We start from the raw sequence: 18,750 nt of genomic DNA, 5'->3' as shown, positions 1-18,750 counted from the left end.
GCCACACCTTTGCTCAGCCCATCCAGTTGAATGTGGCGGGGTCAGGGCCGAACCGCTTCCCCTTGTCCAGGGCGTCGATCCGCCCCATCTCGGCGGCGTCCAGCTCGAAGCCGAACACGTCGAGGTTCTCCTTGATGCGAGCGGGGGTAACCGACTTCGGGATCACGATGTTGCCGCTCTGCAGGTGCCAGCGCAGCACCACCTGGGCCGGGGACCTGCCGTGCTTCTCGGCGATCGCCGTCAGCGCCGGGTCGTCGAGCAGGCCCTTGCCCTGGCCGAGCGGGCTCCAGGCCTCGGTGGCGATGCCGTGCTCGGCGTGGAACGCGCGCATCTCCTTCTGGGCGAGGTACGGGTGGAGCTCGATCTGGTTGACGGCCGGGACGGTGCCGGTCTCCTCAAGGAGCCGGGTCAGGGTCTCCACGGTGAAGTTGGACGCGCCGATCGCCTTGGCGCGGCCGTCGGCGTGGATCTCCTCCATGGCCTGCCAGGCTTCGACGTACTTGTCCACACCCGGCATCGGCCAGTGCATCAGGTAGAGGTCGACGTAGTCCAGGCCGAGGCGGGACAGGCTCGCGTCGAACGCACGGAGCGCGTCGTCGCGGGCGTGGTCGGTGTTCCACAGCTTGGTGGTGATGAACAGCTCTTCGCGCGGCAGCCCCGAGTCGGCGATGGCACGGCCGACGCCTTCCTCATTCTCGTAGATCCGGGCGGTGTCGATGCTGCGGTAGCCGGCGTTGAACGCCTCGGTGACGGCGGCGTGGGCCTCGTCGTCGGGCACCTGCCAGACGCCGAAGCCGACCTGCGGCATCACGACGCCGTTGTTCAGTGTGATGTTCTGCATTTCGCCTCTCAGAGTCGAACGGGTCAGAGTCGAACGAGCATCTTGCCGGTGTTGGCACCGCGGAGCAGGCCCAGGAAGGCCTCCACGGCGTTCTCGATTCCGGCGACGACGGTCTCCTCGCTGCGCAGCCTGCCATCGCGGAGCAGCACCGCCGCCAGCCGGGCGTACTCGGGAGCCAGGTCCACGTGGTCGCCCGCGATGAAGCCGCGCAGCGTGAGCCGTTTGCCGACGGCCAGGAAGAGGTTGTCGGGCCCGGGTACGGGCTCGGCGGCGTTGTACTGGGAGATCGCGCCGCACAGCGCGACCCTGCCGTGGGGCCGGAGCGTGGCCAGCGCCGCGCGCAGGTGGTCGCCGCCGACGTTGTCGAAGTAGACATCGATGCCGTCGGGTGCGGCCGCCCTCAGCTGCCCCTCGACATCACCCGCCTTGTAGTCCACGGCGGCGTCGTAGCCGAAGTCCTCGACGATCCGCTTGGACTTCTCGGGCCCGCCCGCGGAGCCGATCACCTTCGCTGCGCCGAGGCACTTGGCGAGCTGGGCGGCGGTGCTGCCGACCGCCCCGGCCGCGCCGGAGACGAAGACCACCTCACCCTTGGCGACCGGCGCGATCCGCTTCAGGCCGGCGTAGGCGGTCAGGCCGGTCAGGCCGAGCACGCCGAGATACGCCTGGGCCGGAGCGATCGTGGTGTCCACGATCTCGAAGGAGCCCGGGTCCAGCAGCGCGTGCTCGCGCCAGCCGAGGAAGTGCCGCACGGTCGTGCCGGCCGCCACGCCGTCCAGGTTGGAGTCGACCACCGTGCCGACCGCCCCGCCGGTCATGACCTCGTCCAGCCGGAACGGCGGGATGTAGGACTCCACATCTTTCATCCGGCCGCGCATGTACGGGTCGACCGAGATCCAGTGGTTGCGCACGAGGATCTGGTCCGGACCCGGGTCCGGCACGGTCGCCTCGACGAGGGCGAAGTCCGACGGCTCGGGCTCCCCCTCGGGCCGGGCCACCAGATGGACCTCCCTGCTCGTGACGGGCATGGCTGAACCTCCAAGAAGGATCGGTGCGGACCGCCCCCGACGGCTCACCGGCCGGCCAGCAGGCCGCTGATCAGCGCGTCCGACGCGGGCTGGAGGAGGCGGGTGCCGTCCGGCAGCGCCTCCAGGCCCATGACAAGGGCTATGCAGATGTCGGCGGCCTGCGCCGGGGTGACCGAGCTGATCACGCCCGCCTCGGCGAACACCCCGGCCAGCAGGGACTTGAGCTCGGCGACGAACCGCGCGCAGATGTCCGCGAACAACCGGATCTTGTGGTCCAGCAGCTCCGCCGCGTGCGGTGACTCCCCCCTCAGCCGGCGCACGAGGTCGAGCTTGGCGCCGAGCACCCCGCGCACCCGGTCGGCGGGCGGCGCGTCGGCGGACGCCGCCTCCCGGGCCCGTTCGAGCGCCTCGTCGTGCAGGCGCCCGGCGAGCTTGCGGAAGGCGTCGTCCTTGTTACGGACGTACTGATAGACCGCTGACCGGGAGATACCCGCTTCACGGGCGATGTCATCCATGGTCGTGCGCCGCACACCGTGCAGGCTCAGGCAGGTGTAGGCGGCGTCCAGGACCTCGGACAGCCGGTCGGTGGCCATGGCTCAGCCCAGTGCCTTGAGCATCTCGGCGGCGAGCGGCGCGGACGAGGCGGGGTTCTGCCCGGTGTAGAGGGTGCGGTCGACGACCACGTGGGGTCCCCACGGCTCCCCTGCCTGGAAGTCCGCGCCGAGTGCGGTGAGCCGGTCCTGGAGCAGCCACTTGGCCTTGTCCGCGAAGCCCGCCTGGGTCTCTTCGGCATTGGTGAAACCGGTCAGCCGGTAGCCCGCGAAGGCAGGGGTGCCGTCGGGGCGCTCGGCGGCGAGCAGCGCGGCAGGCCCGTGGCACACGACGCCGAGCGGCTTGCCGGAGTCGAGGGCTGCGGTGAGCAGGCGGCCGGAGTCGGCGTTGACCGCGAGGTCCTCCATGGGGCCGTGGCCGCCGGGGTAGAAGACCGCTGCGTAGTCGGCGACATCGGCCTCCTCGATCTCGATCGGCTCCTTGAGGGCGGTGATCGCCTCCAGCTCGGCGGCGAGGGCGTCGGCCCCGGCCTGGCCGCCGTTCACGTCGGCCGACAGGCTGCCCTGGTCGACCGTGGGGATCACGCCGCCGGGCGTCGCCACCACGATCTCGTGGCCTGCCTGGCTGAACGCGCGGTAGGGCGCGACGAACTCCTCGGCCCAGAAACCGGTCGGGTGCCGCGTGCCGTCCGCCAGCGTCCAGCGGTCCGCGCCCGTCAACACAAAAAGGATCTTGGACATCGTCAGTTCTCCGTTGAGTTCTCGGGGTCATGCGCCCCGGAAGGGACGATCTGACGTTCTGTGCTCAGATCGTCAGATCGGCGATGTCTCCGACACTAGGCACGCCTCCATACGCCCACAAATAAACTCTTCAACATGTCCCATAGGAATCCTGATGGGGCGGTCGGCCTTCATCCGGGTGGCCCGCTCGATCTGAACCAGCTCAGGACGTTCCTCGCCGTCCACCGGGCCGGCTCGTTCACCGCCGCGGCCCATGTGCTCGGGGTGTCCCAGCCGACCGTCACCGCCCAGATGCGCGCACTCGAACGGCAGCTCGGGCGGCAGCTCTTCGAGCGCCTCCCGCGCGGCGTCGCCACGACCGCGATGGCCGACCAGCTCGCCGCGCAGATCGCCGGACCGCTCGACGCCCTCACCGTGGTGGCGGGCGGCGGCGACGGCGCGAGCGCGGACACGCCCGCCGAGCCGGTCCATCTGGCGGGGCCGGCGGAGCTGCTCTGCACGCGGGCGCTGCCGTCGCTGGCCCTGCTGGTGAGCGACGGACTGCGGCTCCGGATCACCACCGGGCTGGCCGACGACCTGCTCGGCGGCCTGCGCGCGGGGCAGTTCGATCTCGCCGTGTCGACCGTCCGGCCACGCGGCCGCGCTCTCACCGCCGCACCGCTGGCGGACGAGGAGTTCGTCCTCGTCGCCGCGCCCGTCTGGGCCGAACGGATCGGACCGGGTCGCGTGGAGAGTTCGGGGCCCGCGGCGCTGTGCGACGTGCCGCACATCACGTACGCCGAGGATCTTCCGATCGCGCGGCGCTACTGGCGGCACGTGTTCGGCACCCGCCTGAACGGGCCCGCGGCCGTGGTGATCCCCGACCTGCGCGGCGTCCTCGCAGCCGTCGTCGCCGGGGCGGGGTTCGCCGTCCTCCCCCGCTACCTGTGCCTGGACGAGCTCGCCACCGGGGCGGTGGTGCCACTGCTGGAGCCCGCCGATCCGCCGATCAACACGGGCTTCCTGGCCTGGCGCGCGGGGGCCGCCGACAACCCGCACGTGACGATGGTCCGGGATCACCTGCTCCAAGCGGGGCGATCGTGGTGAGAGCCGGCCGTCGTGGCAAGACCTGGACAAGTTCCCGGCGCCGGGACTAGCATCCTTACCTATTCAATAATATGACTAGGAGGCCCGATGCACCCGTTCCGTGCAGCCGTGGAAAAGCGCGATGTCGAAAGCTTCCCGCTCCTCCTGGCCGAGGACGTCGAGTTCCTGAGCCCTGTCGCGTTCAAGCCGTACGTCGGGCGGGACCTGGTCACCGCGATCCTGCGGGGCGTCATGCGGGTCTTCGACGGCCTCCACTACGTCAACGAGATCCACGCTCCCGGCGGCCGCGACGTGCATCTGGTCTTCAAGGCGAAGGTGAACGGCCGCGAGGTGCACGGGTGCGACTTCCTGCACTTGGACGAGAACGGGCTCATTGACCGTTTCTGCGTGATGGTCCGCCCGCTGAGCGCCGCCAACGCCCTCGCCGACGCGATGACGGCGCAGTTCGACGACATCAAGCGCGAGGCCGGTGTGGCCTGATCAAGCTCGGCCGGTGTGGCCTGACACCCCCTACCGCCGGCTGGGGTTCGCCTTGCAGGGCGCTCCTTCGCAGACGTCGATGACCTGACCGGTGCGCAGGAAGACCGCCTTCTGCTGTCGCGCGTTCGGCATGTTGCGCGGGTCGGAGTGCGGGTCCTCACCCTCTGTCGGCGGAGTGTTGGTGGTGGGCGGCGAAGGCGTGCCGCTGTCCCACACGACCATTGCGGAGCCCGCGTAGGGCAGCCTCCCGGCCGACGCGATGCCCCAGTAGGGCACGCGGTCGGGGCTGCGTCCCGGCGCCAGGGCGGGCTCGACCAGGCGAGCCCCGATAGTCCTTGCCTGCACGTCGGAGGCGACGTTGGCCACCTGGTGGTCGCCATAGGCGATGTGCATGAGCACCTGATGCCCGTCGGTGAGGTGGTTGGCGTAGCCGTTGGTCTCCCCCCGGTCCCAGAGCATCTGGAAGAGCCCGAGCAGAATCTGCTGCCGGAGTTTGTCAGGCTGCGACACGTCCAGGATCCGCCCGTACATGGGGAAGTCTGAGCTGCGGTTGAGCAGCAGGCTGTAGTTCATGGCGGTCACGCCGAGGACGCCGCGCTCGATGTCGTCGGACACCGCGACGAGCGCGCCCCCGAGGATGCCGCCCTGGCTGTTGCCGTCGAACACCAGCCCGTGACCGGGGTCGATGAGCGGCCGGCCGTCCGGTCCGCGGAACGCCTTGTGGGTGACCAGGCCTTTGGCATGAACGAGGCTGCGGCCCAGGAAGAGCGCGTTGAGCATGCCCTGCTGCGTCCGTTCAGGGATGGTGGCGAAGCGGTCGGGGTCCAGGAGCGCGGAGATGACGTTCGGGACGTCCTCCTGTGACATGCCGATCCAGTCGGTGGCGCAGAAGGTGAAGTTGTGCTCGGCGGCCATCGCCTTGACGTTGCCTCCGCCGACCTCGTTGCGGCTGCCGAGAAGGCCGTGCCCGTAGAGGGCCGGGCTGGAGGGTTCGGTGAACGCGCGGCGCGGGATCTCGCACCTGAAGGCCGCTCCCTGGATGTTGGCGAGCAGGCGGCTGGGCTTTCCGGTCGCGTCCCGGTGGAACCTGGAGCCCGGGAGACCACCTGGAGTGTCGAGATAGCTGGGGACGGCGATGACCCCCTCGACCTCACGGGCGATCCGCGGGTCGGTCTCGGGCGTGAGGTCCGTGACCTTGGTGACGAGCACGCCGGGGGCGCGTTCCCCGAGCCGCCGGAACGCGTCGTCGCGGATGGCGTGCATGTCACCCGTCAGGCTGCGTGTGCTGGCGACGGTGAAGTCCCACGCGAGGGTGAGTGAGCCCCGGTCGATTCCGGCCTCGGCGAGGCGGGAGAGCGCGGGCTTGAGCTGCCGCTGCCGCTCGTACAGCGGATCGTTCGCAAGCAGATCCGGCCCGGCGACCTTCGCGAACGAGCCGGACGGCGGGATCGGCCGGCCCGCGGAGTCCTTGAGACCTCGCAGGGCCACGATGTAGCGGTGCCCGTCGAGGAAGTTGCGGGCCGGGCGTATCAGCAGCGCCTTGCGGTCCGCCTGCGTCGCGTTGGCGTCGAGCTCCGCCCAGTGGGGCCATCGTTCGCCGGTCTTCGCGTCAAGGATCACGATGGGCGCGTCGGCGCGCAGCGACCGCCCGATGTCGGTGACCGGCGCGGCGCCTGTCTCTGCCAGGTCGATGCCGGGGACCTGGGCGATGAGGGCCGAGCCGGGCGAGAACCCGTCGGCGCGGTTCCAGGGTGCGGGATCGGCCGGACCACCCAGGATGGGGCGCGGGAGGACGTCACGGCCGAACGCCACGCGCCGGCCAGTGCCGCTCGTGCTGTCGGCCCGGGTGTACCAGTCGTTGGGGAACGGCAGCAGGCACTCGGCCGGCGCGATGGGATCGCACCCGCCGGGAGAGGCGGCCGTCGCGGCGGCGTGCGCGGCCAGCGGAGGAACACCGAGCAGTGTCACCAGCAGGAGCGGGGCGGCCATGGCCGCGAGCAGCCGTGTCATGCCGCGATCATGCAGACTCGGCAGAAGCCGTTCAATTGACCCGAAAGGCAGACTTTGGCGAGTCCCGTTGCGCCGCAGGTCACTCCATATGTAGTGCGGCAGTGAGCTCGTTCAGGTAGTCCGATACCGGGCCCAACGTGAGCATGCCCGAGCCCGCTCCGGCCAGTTCACCGGCGGCGGGCTGCAGCTCGGCATGAAGCTTGCCGAGGGCCGCCCGGTCACCGCCGAGTTCCACCAGGGCCCGGGCGTGCAGGCAGGTCCGCGCCTCGAACAGCAAGTCGTGAGGGGATTTCGGGATTGCACGCGCCGCTTCCTTCGCTTCCTGGTGTTTGCCTTCGGTGTTCAGGATGAGCGGGCGTGCCCAGGGCTCGTACGGGCCGAAGTCCATGTCCGCGAGGTCGGCGAAGGGCCGCCGGGCCTGGAGCCGCAGGGAGAGCAGCGCGAGCGGGAGGATGCCGTCCTCCACACCTCGCATCCCGGTGCCGGAGAGCCGGGTGGCGGCCCGGCGATACGCCGGCTCCGCTTCGTCCGTACGGCCCGTCACGGCGAGCCGGAGCGCCGCGTACCACTCGGTGAAGACGCCGACGAGCGGAAGCTCGTAGCGTTCGGCGAGCCTGTCTGCCGCTGCCGCGTGCTCGTCCGCGGCGGCCAGGTCGGCGAGTGCGGCATGGCACTGGACGAGGATCAGGTGCCCGAGGACCTCGGACGTCACCAGTCCGTGCCGGGCCGAGAGGCCGACCAGCTCGGCGCCGATGCGGGCCCGTTCCGGGGCGAGCCCGGCGCGACCGAAGGACTGCAGGTAGAGGGCGTTGAGGGCGAAGGCGAGGACGGCCGGGTCGCCGAGGCGGCGGGCGATCTCCACGGCTTCGCGAGCCGCCTCGCCACCTCGTGCGCCGGAGTCGGCGCGGAGTTCGAGCGCGATCGTGCCAAGGAGACGGGCGCGTTCCACCTCGTGGTGCGCGGGCAGAGCGGCCAGGGCCCGTTCCGCCGCGGCGACGACGTGCGCGGCGCGGTCGGGATCGTCGATGGTCGTCCAGTTCGCGGGCACGTCGAACGCACCGATCAGCCGGGCGGTGAGCAGCGGGTCGCCGAGCCTCTCGGCCTCGGTGATCGCCTCGGCCCGGTGCCGGCGGGCACCGTCGAGATCGCCGGTCACCGCGAGAGCCCTCACCAGGCCCATGACCGCTTCCAGGCGCGCCCTGGAGTCCGCCCCTGAGACTCCTTCGAGAGCTCCGATCGTCTCGCGCCACCAGCGAGCGGCCTCGTGCGGAGCAACGCGCCGATCGGCTCGTTCGGCCGCCGCACGGGCGTAGCGAGCGGTGCGGGCGGCGCCGGCTCGGCTGCTCGCGCGGACGAGGTGGTGGGCGATCGCCTCCACCTGATCAGGGCTGGACCGTTCGAGGATCTCGGCGATCCGGGCGTGCCAGCGAGCCCGCCGCGCGCGCGGAACATCCTCGTACAGCACCTCGCGGACCAGTGCATGGGTGAAGCAGAGGTTGTCGGGACCGGGCTCGGTCACGAAACCGGTCACGATGGCGGCTTCCACCGCGTCGAGCACAGCGGTCTCGGCCACACGGCGCACACCGTCCTCGTCTTCGGCCAGCGAGATCAGCACGTTCAGGTCCACGTCGTGCCCGATCACCGCCGCCTGCCGGAGAACCGTCCGCGTGCCCTCCGGGAGCCGCGCCAGCCGCTGGCGGATGACGTCGCGGACACCGGCCGGCACGGCGTGGAGGCCGCCCTCGGTTTCCAGGAGCCGGACGAGCTCGCGCACGAAGAACGGGTTGCCCGCGCTGCGCCGGTGGATCAGGCGTGCGGTGCCCGCGTCCACATCCCGATCGGTGCTGGAGCGCGCCAGCTCCGCCACCTCCCGCTCCGCCAGGCCGCCGAGATAGACACGGGCGGGCCCGGTGCGGGCCGCGCGGCCGAGGGCCTCGGTCAGGGCCGGTGAGATCTCGGTGGAACGGTACGTACCGACGATGAGCACGGAGCCGGCGCCCGCGTCGGTGGCCAGCGCGGTCAGCAGGGCCAGGGTCTCCTCGGCCGCCCAGTGCAGGTCGTCGAGAACGAGGAGGATGGGCGTGCGCGCCGCGACCCCCGCCAGGTAGGCGCCGATGGCCCGGTGCCTGCGGAATCTCGCCTCTACGGGATCGCCCGGCTGAGCTTCCAAACTGGGGAGTGGTGGGTGGCCGGCCGAGACGAGGCCTGCGGCGATCTGGGTCCACGGCCAGGCGGCGGGCGCTCCATCGAGTTCCGGGCTGGCGCCCCAAGCCACAGTCCAGCCTCTCGCCGCAAGCCGGACACTCAGCGCCTCGGCCAGCGCGGTCTTGCCTGCACCCGCGTCGCCGGACACGAGTGCCAGAACGGGCCGTCCGGACGCGATCACCGTGTCGGCGGCCTTCTCCAGGTCCGCGAGCTCCGACGTGCGCCCGACGAACGCCTGCCCGGTCGGCGGGGGCGGCGTGCCAGGCCTGATCCGCACAGCGGAGTGGGATTCGCCCTCCGCCGAGAGATGGGGTGCTTGAGCCAGGATGTCGGTCTCCAGCCGCCGGAGTCCCTCACCCGGATCAAGCCCGAGCTCCGTGCTGAGAAGCTCCCTGGCCCGGCGGAGGGCAGCCAGCGCGTCTGCCTGCCGCCCTGCCTGGTAGAGAGCCAGCGCGAGCAGGCGCCAGCCGTCCTCCCGCCACGGATGACCCTCGACATGGTGTTCCAGATCGGGGATGGACGCGCCCGCCCGCCCGAGCGCGAGCGCGGCTTCGGCACGTCTCTCCACGGCGAGGAGACGCAGCTCGTCCAGCCGGATCGCCTCCCCGCGCGCCCAGCCCTCCTCGGCGAACTCCGCGTACGCTGGGCCACGCCACATCTTCAGCGCGGCATTCAGCCGCTCGTACGCGTCGGCGGACGGCAGCTCCGCGGCCTCTTCCACAGCGGCCTCGAAGCGCCACGCGTCCACCGCGCCCGGCCCTGGCCGGAGCGCGTAGCCCGGCGCCTGGGTCACCAGCACCCGGGCGGGCGTCCTGGGCGGCCGCTCTGGCTCCAACGCCCTCCGCAGCGCGGCGACGAAGGTCTGCACAGCGCCGAGAGCCCCTTCTGGCGGGTCCACCCAGAGATCATCGATCAACCTGGACACCGGAACGACCCGGCCTCCCGCCACCAGCAGCCTGGCCAGCACGGCCCGGTGCCGCAACCCCTTCAGATCGACCGGGCCACCCTCTCGCACCGCCTCCAGCGGACCCAGCACCCCGAAGGTCACTCCAGACACGCCTTCCACGGTATCCCGCCTGCCGCAGCCGCTGCCCGCCCACTCAGTCAGTGCTGATCCAGCGCTGATCGGCCGCAGGAACCCTTCATCCCGTACCACTCGATTGGAGATTCGACATGGCAACCGAAATCAGCGGATTCGACTACCGGCGCGTGCCCGTGGCCGACGGCGTGGCGCTCAACGCCGCCGTCGGCGGCTCGGGCAGCCCGGTCGTGCTGCTGCACGGCTTCCCACAGACGCATCTGATGTGGCGGCACGTCGCCGCCGATCTGGCCACCGACCACACCGTCATCTGTCCTGACCTGCGCGGCTACGGCGACAGCGACAAGCCCGCCGAGGCCGACGGCCAGACCTACTCCAAGCGCACCATGGCGGCCGACATCGTCGCGCTCGCCCGCGCGCTCGGGCACGACCGGTTCGCGCTGGCCGGGCACGACCGGGGCGCGCTGGTCGCCATCCGCGCCGGGCTCGATCATCCCGAGGCGATCAGCCACCTCGCGTCGCTCGACGTGCTGCCCACCCTCGACATGTGGGACGTGCTGCGGGGAACATCGGCCGCGGTCGGCTTCCACCTGTATCTGATGGCCCAGCCGCCCGGCCTGCCGGAGCAACTGATCGGGGCGAGCCCGGACGCGTTCTTCGGCCACTTCCTGGACCTGTGGACCAGAGATCCGGAGGCGATCCCGGCCGACGTGCGCGCCGCCTACCTGAAGGCCTCCCGGGAGGCGGTCCCGTCCATCGTCGCCGATTACCGGGCCTCCGCGTTCGCCGACGTCGAGCACGACGAGGCCGACCGCCAGGCCGGCAACCGGCTGCGCATGCCGGTCACGGTCCTCCAGCAGGACTGGGGCGCCGCGCTCGGCTTCGACGCCGCCGCACGCTGGCGGGCCTGGGCCCCGGACTTGGAGCACGTCACGGTGAGCTGCGGCCACTTCATGGCCGAGGAGGCCCCCGCCCAAGTGGTCAAGGCGCTGCGGTCCTTGCTCGCCCGCTGAGCGATCGGGTAGACCACGGGCATGGACGTCGACCGGTCTCAGGTGCTCGCCTACCGCGTTCTGCGGCATGACCTCGATGCCCGGAAATCGGCGCCGGAGTCGGTCGGCGCGCTGGAGATCGGGCTGCAGGACACCCCGCCCGGATCCGCGCTCCTTGGCTTGCGGGTCCGGACCGGCGTAGACGATCCGGGCCGGTTGCGGGCGGCGCTGTGGCCGGACGGACCGGTGGTCTGCCTCTGGTCGGTGCGGGGCGCGGCGCATCTGCACCGGAAGGAGGACCTGGGGCTCCTCGCGGCCGGGCTCCGTCCCGCCGACCACGCCGACGCGATGGGCAGGCTGCTCGCGTACGGGCAGGAGCTCGAAGCCGCGAGCATGGAGCCCGACGACGCCATCGACCTCATCGCCGGGCACATGCGGGAGATCGTGACCGGGCCGACGTCGAAGGGGGACCTTTCGGGAGCGGTGACCAAGCACCTGCCGCGGGTGCTGGCGCCGTGGTGCGGAGGGTGCGGCGTCCACCACGTTCACGACCTCCTCTTCCGGCTGGCTGCGGTCCGCGCGGGCCTCGTCATCGAGCCCGGCACCAAGGGGGTCGTCTTCCGGCCGCTCGGCGAAGCGGTGCCCGACGCCGACCCGGACGAGGCGCGGCGCGAGCTCGTGCGGCGCTTCGTCCGGCGCCTGGGCCCGACCGCCCCGGCCGGCCTGGCCGACTGGATCGGGTCGCGCCCCGGCCCGGTCCGCACGCTGTGGGACCAGATCGCCCACGAGCTCGTGCCGCTCAAGGTCGACGGCCGCAAGGCGTGGATCCTGGAAGCGGACGCCGAGGCCCTCCGGACGGCGCCGGCACCCGAGCACGTCCGCCTGCTGCCGCCGAGCGACGTCCTCCTGCGCGCGTGGGACAAGCAGCTGCTCGTGCCTGAACGGGCACACCGCTCGCTGTTATGGAAGCCCGCCGGATCGCCGGGCGCGGTGCTCGCCCGGGGTGAGGTCGCCGGGATCTGGCGGCCGCGCGCCGACGGCACCAGGCTCACCCTCACGATCGCCACGTTCCGCGACCTCACGAGGGCCGAGCGCGCCGAGGCCGAACGCGAAGCGGAGGCCATCGCACAGGTCCGCGCGATGAAGGCCGTCCGGGTCGTGCACGAGCGGGTGTGAAGCCTCCGGCGCTGGTCTAGGTTGGCGAGCACAGGACATCTCGGGCAGTTAGAGGACTTCTCGCCATGAGCAGCACCGCGCACGACATCTCCACCCCGGCACCGCCTCGCCTCGAGGAGGTCAGCGACGGCGTCTTCGGCTACATCCAGCCGGACGGCACCTGGTGGATCAACAACACCGGGTTCCTGGCCGGCTCGCGGGGCGTGGTCAGCGTGGACGCGTGCTCCACCGAACGCCGGACGCGGGCGTACCTCGACGCGATCGGCTCGGTGACGTCGCAGCCCGTGCGGACGCTGGTCAACACGCACCACCACGGCGACCACACGTTCGGCAACTATCTCTTCGAGGGCGCGACCATCGTCGCCCACGAGGGCACGCGCGAGGGCGCGATCGCGTGGGGTCGCCCGTTCGACGAGCCGTACTGGACCAAGGTCGAATGGGGCGACGTGGAGATCGAGCCCGCGTTCCTCACCTACACCGAGGGCGTCACGGTGTGGGTCGACGACCTGCGGTGCGAGGTCCGGCACGTGGGCGGGCCGGCGCACACGACCAACGACTCGATCGTGTGGGTCCCCGACCGGCGCGTGCTCTTCTCCGGCGACCTGCTCTTCAACGGGGGCACGCCGTTCCTGATGCAGGGATCGGTGCAGGGCGCGATCAAGGTGCTCGACGAGGTGATCGCCCCGCTCGGCGCGGAGACGATCGTGCCCGGCCACGGCCCGGTCGGAGGGCCTGAGCTGATCGAACGTTGCGCCGGCTACGCGCGGTTCGTGCTCGCCACAGCCGAGAAGGGCAAGGCCGCGGGGCTGTCACCGCTGGAGCTCGCACGCGAGACCGACCTCGGGCCGTACGCCGAGCTCAGCGACTCCGAACGGATCGTCGGCAACCTCCACCGCGCCTACGCCGAGCTCGACGGCGCCGGGCCGGGCGCACAGATCGACCTGGTCGCCGCCCTGGACGACATGATCACGTTCAACGGCGGGCGACCCCTGACCTGCCGCGCCTGACCTCAGCGGAACATCGCCACCGGGTGGATGTCGAGGACGCGGGTCTCGGGGTCCCAGCCGTTCACCTTGCCGAGGCAGCGGGCGTGGAAGCGTTCGACACGTTCGTCCTGGTCCTGCATCCCGCTCGCCGAGCAGGTGATCTTGACGTGCGGGGAGGGTGTGCCGTCCGGCGAGGTGACTCCGTACGGGGCCAGGAACGTCACCTTGTCGCCGGTCGGCTCGGACAGATGGAAGAGACCCGTCACGCTGACGTAGTGCCCGCGCAGATCGCTGAGACGGAGGGATCGGGCGGTGTCGGAACGATAGCCGCCGAGCACCTTGGTCACGGCGGGGCCGGGCAGGATCGTGCCGTCGGTGAGATCGGCGTAGATGACGCCGTCCCGCTCTTCCAGGAGGCTGATGACCTCGGAGATGACACTGATCGGCTCCGTCTCCTCGATGTAGCTGAGGAGCCGCTCGTCGCTCACCTCCTTGCCGCCACCCCCGCCCAGGCCGTAGATCGTTCCCCAGGCCTCGCGCGACCTGCTGTTCGTCGTCCGCTCGACGACCTGGCGGACCAGGGCCGGGCGGGCCTGGCTGGTCCGGTAGACGCCCATCACCGAGCGGGCGTTGAGGTAGATACAGATGTCGATCAGGCCCTGGCTCTGCGCGGACCGTGACCGGCGTTGCCGGCGGTAGGCCACGGCCGCGTAGGCCACCAGGCCCGCGAGCGACGTGAACGTGGCGAGCCATACGAGCATCCAGGGCAGATGGATGCTCCGCCACAGGCTGTCAGTGACACCCACGGATCTCCTTGAGTGCTTCGAGCAGGGACGGGCGTGTGTCGCCGTCGACGAACCGGCCGCCGGTGGCGGTGGCCGCCCGGCGGAGACCGGCGCGGTCCGCCGCGCCGAAACCGACGGCGAACGTGGGGACGGTGCGCGGCCGCCGATGGCGCAGGAAGTCGTCGAGGGTGATGCCGGCGTTGTTCTGGCCGTCGGTCATGAGCACGATCGAGGTCCGCCGGGAGGTGTCCCCGGCCAGGTCGTACGCACTGTCGAGGGCCGACCAGATCGCGGTGCTGCCGTCGAAGTCGTCGCCGGCGACGAAGTCGCGCAGACCGTCCATCGCACCGGGAGCTCCGGCTGTGAACGTCTTCTTGCCCAGCACCCGGCCGCCGAAGCGGATGACCGTGACCTCCTCGGACTTGTGGAAGCGCACGAAGCGGCCCACCGACGAGCCGTCCGCGCCGCCGAGACCGGCGAAGGCCGACTTCACCGCGTCGATGCGGGCACCCGCCATGGAACGGGAGAAGTCGAGGAGGAACACCACCCGGTCCGGCTTGCGCTCAGCCGGGTCGTCGTAGCCGGCCAGCAGGGTGTCGATCACCTTCCTCTGGTCGGGGAAGAACAGGGCGTTGCCGACCGAGGCACGCAACCGCGGGTCGCGCGCCACGTCCGGGCCGAGCGGCCGCCGCAGCGTCCGCTGCATGATCTTCCGCTGGGCGGTGTCGCTCTTGAGCCAGCCGGCCACCTTGTCGTACGCGGCGCGCTTGGCGGGATCCAGGAGCAGCATCGGGTAGTCCGACATCACCATGCCGTCCCGCGGATAGACGATCTGCAACGGCTGCCTGAGCCGTCCCGTGGCGTTGAGTGACAGCAAGGTCGACTCGTGGGCGATGAGGCCCTCGGTCTGGTCCTGGTTCGCCACGTACTCCTCGATGAGCTTCGGCGAGCTCCGGGCGGCGCGGGTGTGGCCGGTGAAGAAGCCGCGGAGCCGATCGCAGGTGACGTCCTCCGGCCGCAGCGCACCGCCCCGCGCCGCGGTCGCCACGCCGACCAGGGCGCCGAGGCCGCTCCCGTTGGTCCGCGGGTCCGCCATCGCGAAGCGGAGCCGTCCCTGCCCTGCGGCATCGGCGATGTCGGCCCATGAGGGATCCCTCCGCAGCTTCGCCGCGGCCTCCGGCTTCACCCCGATGACCACGGGCGAGAGCATCGTCGTGGTGCTGAGCGGCGGTTCCCGTCGCGCCCCCGCCTTCATCTTGAGCCGGAAGTAGCGGTCGGACGGCAACCAGGCGAGGTCATGGTGATAGCGGCCGGGCTCCAGCGTGTCGTCGCTGTAGTCCATGCGCAGCTTGACGCCCGTGTCACGTTCGAGCTCGCTAAGCAGCGGCGCCATGTCAGCGAGCTCGGACCCGGCCAGAACGTCCAACTCGGTCGGGGCCGAGCCGTCCCCCAAACTGCAGCCCGCGAGCAGCAGACACGTGGCCAGAGCCGCCCGCGCCTTCACGAGGGCTTGCTCTCGGAGCAGCCGACCTCGACGAGCATCCTCTCGAGGTCCGCCACGCTGGGAAGCACGGTCCTGGTGAGGTCGGGCGCCGTCATGGCGGGCGACGGGACCCGCCGTTCATGCAGGAACGCGCCGAGCTGCTTGCCGGGCGGCGCGCCCGGGTTGTCGAGGAGCCGGTAGCCCAGCTCCACGGCCCGCCGGCGCAGCTGCGGGTCGCTGACGATGAGCTCGCCGAGCCGGTCGCCCTTGTCGTTGAACGAGATGAGCTCCGGAAGCGGGAAGAAGCCCGGCTGGGGATACAGGAGCACCCGCTGGCTGTCCGAACGGTGGAGCTGGTACGCCAGGAACTGGTGCTCGTACACCACGATGATCGGTGCGATCTGCCGCCCCTCGGGTGCCGCGTACGTTTTGAAGATCTCCGAGGTCGGAAGCCCCTGCTCGGTCAGGAAAGGCTTGATCCTCCTGGCCAGGGCGACGGCCTCGCCTGCACTCCCAACCGCCTTGTTGCCGTTCTCGACGAATGCGATGAGTCCCATATAAGTGGCGGCTGAGTTCGCCGCGCACAGGTCCGGGGTCTGCGCCAGCACGAGGTTGCCGTTCGACATCCCGTGCTGCCTGATGCCCAGATCGTTCCAGCGCTTCCCACTCTTGATCAGCCCCAGGAACCCCTTCATGTCCAGGTCGTAATAGAGCGGCCCCGCCTTCTCCTGGTACCGGGCGACACCCTCGCCCCGCAGCGTCTCCGCGTACTCCCGGAACGTCGCCAGCACGATCGGGCTGACGAACGGCCGGTACTGCTTGGCGCGCAGGCCCCGCGCGTTCCGCTGGTCCAGGATGAGCCGCGCCGCCGGCTGCCCCGAAGGAAAGGCGAAGTCGTACCCGCCGAGCGAGTTGACCGCGACCTCCCTCGACGAGGACCTGGTGATCTGCACCCGGATCCCGCGCCGCATCAGGAGCCGCTGGACCTCGGCGTCATCGAAGTAGTCGGCCTTGGACGCCAGCTTGCCCTTGACCACCAGCACACGTTCCAGCGGCAGAAGCAGTTTCTCCTGCGAGCCGAGCACGCCCAGCCCCACCAGCGGCACCATCGCGAAGGCGGCGAACCTCACCAGGAACCGCCGCTTCAGAAAATATGGAACCGGCCGGCGCAAGACGTTCAGCGTCGGTTCCACGGTGCCTCCCAGTGGTCGCCCACTCAAGCTACCGACCGCATATGACACGAATCCATGCATATCCGGTCACCGATCATTAGAGGCCCCATCCCGCCATCCGGTTCCTGAACGACGTAAGGTCGCAAAGGGAAAGGGGCGATACAGTGCAACACGCGTTCGTCTACGACGAGGTGGCGATCCTCGTCCGGCATTGGTTCGAGATCGATCTGACCGACAGCCACCTTGAACACGGCGCGCGCCTGGAGCTCCGCCGCCTCGTCCCGCAGGAACCGCGCGGCACCGAGTCGGCGGCCCAGAAGGTCCTCGTCGACCAGCCGCTCTGGCGCGCCGACCTCTTCGACCGTCTCGACGGACCACCCGGCAACTTCGCGGCCGCGCACTTCCACCCGTACTTCACCGGCCCGGAGCCCAGCGAACGCCACTACATCGAAGAGTCCCCCTGGGAGTGGCTCCGCAAAAGACTCGCCAACCCTCCCGGCCTCACCGACCTACAGCTCACCACGTGGGACATCGAGGACATGGCCAGAGACGCCCCGGAGATCGTCGAAGCCGCCCGCCGCCGCGCGGCCACCGAGTGCACCTCCGCCCAGCACTGCTTCACATGGACCCGCGACGCGCGCCAGGCCGTCCACGTGATGCTCGACCGTCTCGAACGCCCCGACCTCCTGGACAGGGACCATGTCCTCCCCTGGTCAAGACCCAGCTGACATGCGAGCGGACCCGGTGGCCGCGCTCTGCGACGAAGGCGAGGCCCTCCTCGAAGCCCGCTCGCCCGCCGACGCGCTCTTCGCCTGGCTGCGCTCGTACATCACCACTCAACGCACCCTGGCCGCCGACGCCCCGCTCTTCGAAGACCGGCACGAGTCCGTGCACGCGACCGCCTCCGCCCTCCTGACCCGCGCCCAAAGATCCGGTGTCGTCCGCGCGGACCTCACGGCCACGGACCTCCTCACCATGGCGAACGGAATAGCCCTGGCCAGCACCGACCCCGACCAGACCCGCCGCCTCCTGCGCTTCCTCCGCCGAGGAGCGTCCTGACCCTGCACAACCTCAGGTGTCGTAGACGGTGACGGCTATGTCGTGGGCGGTCAGGTTGGATTCGATCAGGGGCTCTACGCGTTCCCATTTGCCGCCGGCCAGGCCGCAGCCTATGCGGGGCATGTGGACGGAGGCCTTGAGGGACGTGACCTCGGGCGCCAGGGCGGCCAGGCACTTGTCCAGCGCCTCGTAGCGGACCGGCGGGCCCTTGCGGCTGGGCTTGACGCCTCGCTGGGCCACCATGTTGGCGACCCAGACGTACGGGGTCACCTGGACGAGCTGGATGCTGCCAAGGCCGAAGTCGTTGCGTGCCCGGTCACGATGCCACGCGCGGTAGGCCGCCTCTGGTTCGGGCCAGCGGCGTGAGATCGCCAGAACGAAGCCCTTGCCCCAGCCGCCCAGGTCGTTGCACACGTGCGCGATGACCTTGACGCCCTTGGCCTGCGGTGACGTCGCGTCACCTTGCAGATATCGGATCTCCGTCACAGAACGGACCATAGCGTTCGGGTCCGACGAGGAGCTCGGCTTTGACGGCGGCGTACTCCTCTTGGGTCAGCAGGCCTTGGTGCAGCAACTGGCACAGGTGGAGGAGCTGGTCGGTGACCGAGGCCGTGCGGACCGACGTCTGGAGGGGCGCGTTGACCGTGCGGTTGATGAGGGCGCCTCGCAGGAGTGGCGTTCCGCGGCGTCTCATGTCTTCTCCGGAATGTGGTCGGCGGGGATGCGGATGGAGGCGGCGAGGCGGCCGCCTGCGCGTTTGATGGTGGCGGCGGCCTCCTTCGCCCAGGAGTGCTCGACCAGCACGGCGAGCGCGCAGGTGCCGGGGTCGAGGCCCGCGGCGACCTCCTCGGCGTCCTCGACCGCGATCAGGTCGTGTTCGGAGGTGAGGTCGTGGAACTCGGGGAGGTCGGCCAGCTCGGTCGTCTGCACCGTGCCGTCCGGAGCCTTGGTCACCAGGAGGGTGTCGACGACCTCGACGCCGCCTGCGCGCAGGGGCGTCAGGGCGCTCACGGCGCCCTTCCCGGGCGCGGGGCCCGGGAAGGACAGCACGAGGAATTCCAAGGGTCCCCAGGTCATGCGCTCCACCTCACACGGATCATGTACCCGCGAAAGGCA

General features: G+C 70.7%; 19 protein-coding genes. 7 read left to right on the top strand and 12 right to left on the bottom strand.

From position 1 onward, the window contains the following. Window positions 1-13 precede the first annotated feature (13 nt). From F8566_RS31360 to F8566_RS31345, 4 genes are read right to left on the bottom strand one after another with little or no spacing between them, the layout of a single operon-like run. Complete coding sequence (locus tag F8566_RS31360) at window positions 14-841, bottom strand: aldo/keto reductase (RefSeq protein WP_151565458.1); 828 nt, start codon at window positions 839-841, stop codon at window positions 14-16. Between the two features lie 23 nt (window positions 842-864). Beyond that, window positions 865-1,869, bottom strand: a complete 1,005-nt coding sequence (locus tag F8566_RS31355) for an NADP-dependent oxidoreductase (protein WP_151565457.1) — start codon at window positions 1,867-1,869, stop codon at window positions 865-867. A gap of 44 nt (window positions 1,870-1,913) precedes the next feature. Then, window positions 1,914-2,462, bottom strand: coding sequence for a TetR/AcrR family transcriptional regulator (locus tag F8566_RS31350; protein ID WP_151565456.1), 549 nt, complete (start codon window positions 2,460-2,462; stop codon window positions 1,914-1,916). A gap of 3 nt (window positions 2,463-2,465) precedes the next feature. Then, window positions 2,466-3,161: a type 1 glutamine amidotransferase domain-containing protein gene (locus tag F8566_RS31345; protein WP_151565455.1), complete on the bottom strand. Its 696-nt coding sequence runs from the start codon at window positions 3,159-3,161 to the stop codon at window positions 2,466-2,468. Window positions 3,162-3,296: 135 nt separating this feature from the next. On the opposite strand from F8566_RS31345, the gene F8566_RS31340 reads away from it, so the two are divergent. Together F8566_RS31340 and F8566_RS31335 are read left to right on the top strand one after the other, a co-directional pair. Then, window positions 3,297-4,247, top strand: coding sequence for a LysR family transcriptional regulator (locus F8566_RS31340; RefSeq protein WP_151565454.1), 951 nt, complete (start codon window positions 3,297-3,299; stop codon window positions 4,245-4,247). Between the two features lie 87 nt (window positions 4,248-4,334). Then, window positions 4,335-4,727 carry a nuclear transport factor 2 family protein gene (locus F8566_RS31335; protein ID WP_151565453.1) on the top strand — a complete coding sequence of 131 codons (393 nt, stop codon included), beginning with the start codon at window positions 4,335-4,337 and terminating at the stop codon, window positions 4,725-4,727. Window positions 4,728-4,757: 30 nt separating this feature from the next. On the opposite strand, the gene F8566_RS31330 is transcribed toward F8566_RS31335, so the two are convergent. Both F8566_RS31330 and F8566_RS31325 read right to left on the bottom strand, forming a co-directional pair. Then, window positions 4,758-6,737, bottom strand: a complete 1,980-nt coding sequence (locus F8566_RS31330) for a hypothetical protein (RefSeq protein ID WP_151565452.1) — start codon at window positions 6,735-6,737, stop codon at window positions 4,758-4,760. Between the two features lie 79 nt (window positions 6,738-6,816). After that, window positions 6,817-9,999 carry a BTAD domain-containing putative transcriptional regulator gene (locus F8566_RS31325; protein ID WP_225993687.1) on the bottom strand — a complete coding sequence of 1,061 codons (3,183 nt, stop codon included), beginning with the start codon at window positions 9,997-9,999 and terminating at the stop codon, window positions 6,817-6,819. Window positions 10,000-10,115: 116 nt separating this feature from the next. Here F8566_RS31325 and F8566_RS31320 point away from each other — a divergent pair, with 116 nt between their 5' ends. The 3 genes from F8566_RS31320 to F8566_RS31310 all read left to right on the top strand — a co-directional run bounded on the left by F8566_RS31320 (window position 10,116) and on the right by F8566_RS31310 (window position 13,156). After that, the gene (locus F8566_RS31320) at window positions 10,116-10,994 is read left to right on the top strand and encodes an alpha/beta fold hydrolase (protein WP_151565451.1); all 879 of its coding nucleotides are present in this window, start codon (window positions 10,116-10,118) and stop codon (window positions 10,992-10,994) included. Between the two features lie 21 nt (window positions 10,995-11,015). After that, the gene (locus tag F8566_RS31315; protein WP_151565450.1) at window positions 11,016-12,149 is read left to right on the top strand and encodes a winged helix DNA-binding domain-containing protein; all 1,134 of its coding nucleotides are present in this window, start codon (window positions 11,016-11,018) and stop codon (window positions 12,147-12,149) included. Between the two features lie 65 nt (window positions 12,150-12,214). Next, a complete protein-coding gene (locus tag F8566_RS31310; RefSeq protein WP_151565449.1) occupies window positions 12,215-13,156 on the top strand; it encodes an MBL fold metallo-hydrolase in 942 nt (313 codons plus the stop codon). Between the two features lie 2 nt (window positions 13,157-13,158). On the opposite strand, the gene F8566_RS31305 is transcribed toward F8566_RS31310, so the two are convergent. The 3 genes from F8566_RS31305 to F8566_RS31295 form a co-directional block, all read right to left on the bottom strand. Continuing rightward, a complete protein-coding gene (locus F8566_RS31305; protein ID WP_151565448.1) occupies window positions 13,159-13,941 on the bottom strand; it encodes a hypothetical protein in 783 nt (260 codons plus the stop codon). Next, window positions 13,928-15,313, bottom strand: coding sequence for a VWA domain-containing protein (locus F8566_RS31300; RefSeq protein ID WP_225993686.1), 1,386 nt, complete (start codon window positions 15,311-15,313; stop codon window positions 13,928-13,930). The genes F8566_RS31305 and F8566_RS31300 overlap by 14 nt, the downstream gene beginning before the upstream one ends. A 107-nt stretch (window positions 15,314-15,420) precedes the next feature. Further along, complete coding sequence (locus F8566_RS31295; protein ID WP_225993685.1) at window positions 15,421-16,596, bottom strand: hypothetical protein; 1,176 nt, start codon at window positions 16,594-16,596, stop codon at window positions 15,421-15,423. A 143-nt stretch (window positions 16,597-16,739) separates the two neighbouring features. Between F8566_RS31295 and F8566_RS31290 the strand changes: the two genes are divergently transcribed. Together F8566_RS31290 and F8566_RS31285 are read left to right on the top strand one after the other, a co-directional pair. Next, the gene (locus F8566_RS31290; protein WP_151565446.1) at window positions 16,740-17,303 is read left to right on the top strand and encodes a hypothetical protein; all 564 of its coding nucleotides are present in this window, start codon (window positions 16,740-16,742) and stop codon (window positions 17,301-17,303) included. Between the two features lies 1 nt (window position 17,304). Beyond that, the gene (locus F8566_RS31285) at window positions 17,305-17,634 is read left to right on the top strand and encodes an SbtR family transcriptional regulator (protein ID WP_151565445.1); all 330 of its coding nucleotides are present in this window, start codon (window positions 17,305-17,307) and stop codon (window positions 17,632-17,634) included. Between the two features lie 12 nt (window positions 17,635-17,646). Here the strand turns inward: F8566_RS31285 and F8566_RS31280 are convergent, their stop codons facing one another. From F8566_RS31280 to F8566_RS31270, 3 genes are read right to left on the bottom strand one after another with little or no spacing between them, the layout of a single operon-like run. After that, the gene (locus F8566_RS31280) at window positions 17,647-18,120 is read right to left on the bottom strand and encodes a macro domain-containing protein (protein ID WP_151565444.1); all 474 of its coding nucleotides are present in this window, start codon (window positions 18,118-18,120) and stop codon (window positions 17,647-17,649) included. Beyond that, window positions 18,092-18,328: a hypothetical protein gene (locus tag F8566_RS31275; protein WP_151565443.1), complete on the bottom strand. Its 237-nt coding sequence runs from the start codon at window positions 18,326-18,328 to the stop codon at window positions 18,092-18,094. Before F8566_RS31275 ends, F8566_RS31280 begins: the two co-directional genes overlap by 29 nt. After that, the gene (locus F8566_RS31270; protein WP_151565442.1) at window positions 18,325-18,711 is read right to left on the bottom strand and encodes a DUF6325 family protein; all 387 of its coding nucleotides are present in this window, start codon (window positions 18,709-18,711) and stop codon (window positions 18,325-18,327) included. Before F8566_RS31270 ends, F8566_RS31275 begins: the two co-directional genes overlap by 4 nt. Window positions 18,712-18,750: the final 39 nt, after the last annotated feature.

The organism is Actinomadura rudentiformis (assembly GCF_008923185.1).
Taxonomy (GTDB): Bacteria; Actinomycetota; Actinomycetes; order Streptosporangiales; family Streptosporangiaceae; genus Spirillospora; species Spirillospora rudentiformis.
Note: the sequence above shows the minus strand (reverse complement) of the source record. Positions and strands in the feature narration are given on the sequence as shown.

What these genes read in the sequence shown, in the direction of transcription:
- F8566_RS31340 (WP_151565454.1), top strand. Translation starts at nt 3,297, where the DNA reads ATGTCCCATAGGAATCCTGATGGGGCGGTCGGCCTTCATCCGGGTGGC.
- F8566_RS31335 (WP_151565453.1), top strand. Translation starts at nt 4,335, where the DNA reads ATGCACCCGTTCCGTGCAGCCGTGGAAAAGCGCGATGTCGAAAGCTTC.
- F8566_RS31310 (WP_151565449.1), top strand. Translation starts at nt 12,215, where the DNA reads ATGAGCAGCACCGCGCACGACATCTCCACCCCGGCACCGCCTCGCCTC.
- F8566_RS31315 (WP_151565450.1), top strand. Translation starts at nt 11,016, where the DNA reads ATGGACGTCGACCGGTCTCAGGTGCTCGCCTACCGCGTTCTGCGGCAT.
- F8566_RS31320 (WP_151565451.1), top strand. Translation starts at nt 10,116, where the DNA reads ATGGCAACCGAAATCAGCGGATTCGACTACCGGCGCGTGCCCGTGGCC.
- F8566_RS31300 (WP_225993686.1), bottom strand. Translation starts at nt 15,313, where the DNA reads ATGGCGCCGCTGCTTAGCGAGCTCGAACGTGACACGGGCGTCAAGCTG.
- F8566_RS31360 (WP_151565458.1), bottom strand. Translation starts at nt 841, where the DNA reads ATGCAGAACATCACACTGAACAACGGCGTCGTGATGCCGCAGGTCGGC.
- F8566_RS31345 (WP_151565455.1), bottom strand. Translation starts at nt 3,161, where the DNA reads ATGTCCAAGATCCTTTTTGTGTTGACGGGCGCGGACCGCTGGACGCTG.
- F8566_RS31350 (WP_151565456.1), bottom strand. Translation starts at nt 2,462, where the DNA reads ATGGCCACCGACCGGCTGTCCGAGGTCCTGGACGCCGCCTACACCTGC.
- F8566_RS31270 (WP_151565442.1), bottom strand. Translation starts at nt 18,711, where the DNA reads ATGACCTGGGGACCCTTGGAATTCCTCGTGCTGTCCTTCCCGGGCCCC.
- F8566_RS31285 (WP_151565445.1), top strand. Translation starts at nt 17,305, where the DNA reads ATGCGAGCGGACCCGGTGGCCGCGCTCTGCGACGAAGGCGAGGCCCTC.
- F8566_RS31355 (WP_151565457.1), bottom strand. Translation starts at nt 1,869, where the DNA reads ATGCCCGTCACGAGCAGGGAGGTCCATCTGGTGGCCCGGCCCGAGGGG.
- F8566_RS31330 (WP_151565452.1), bottom strand. Translation starts at nt 6,737, where the DNA reads ATGACACGGCTGCTCGCGGCCATGGCCGCCCCGCTCCTGCTGGTGACA.
- F8566_RS31275 (WP_151565443.1), bottom strand. Translation starts at nt 18,328, where the DNA reads ATGAGACGCCGCGGAACGCCACTCCTGCGAGGCGCCCTCATCAACCGC.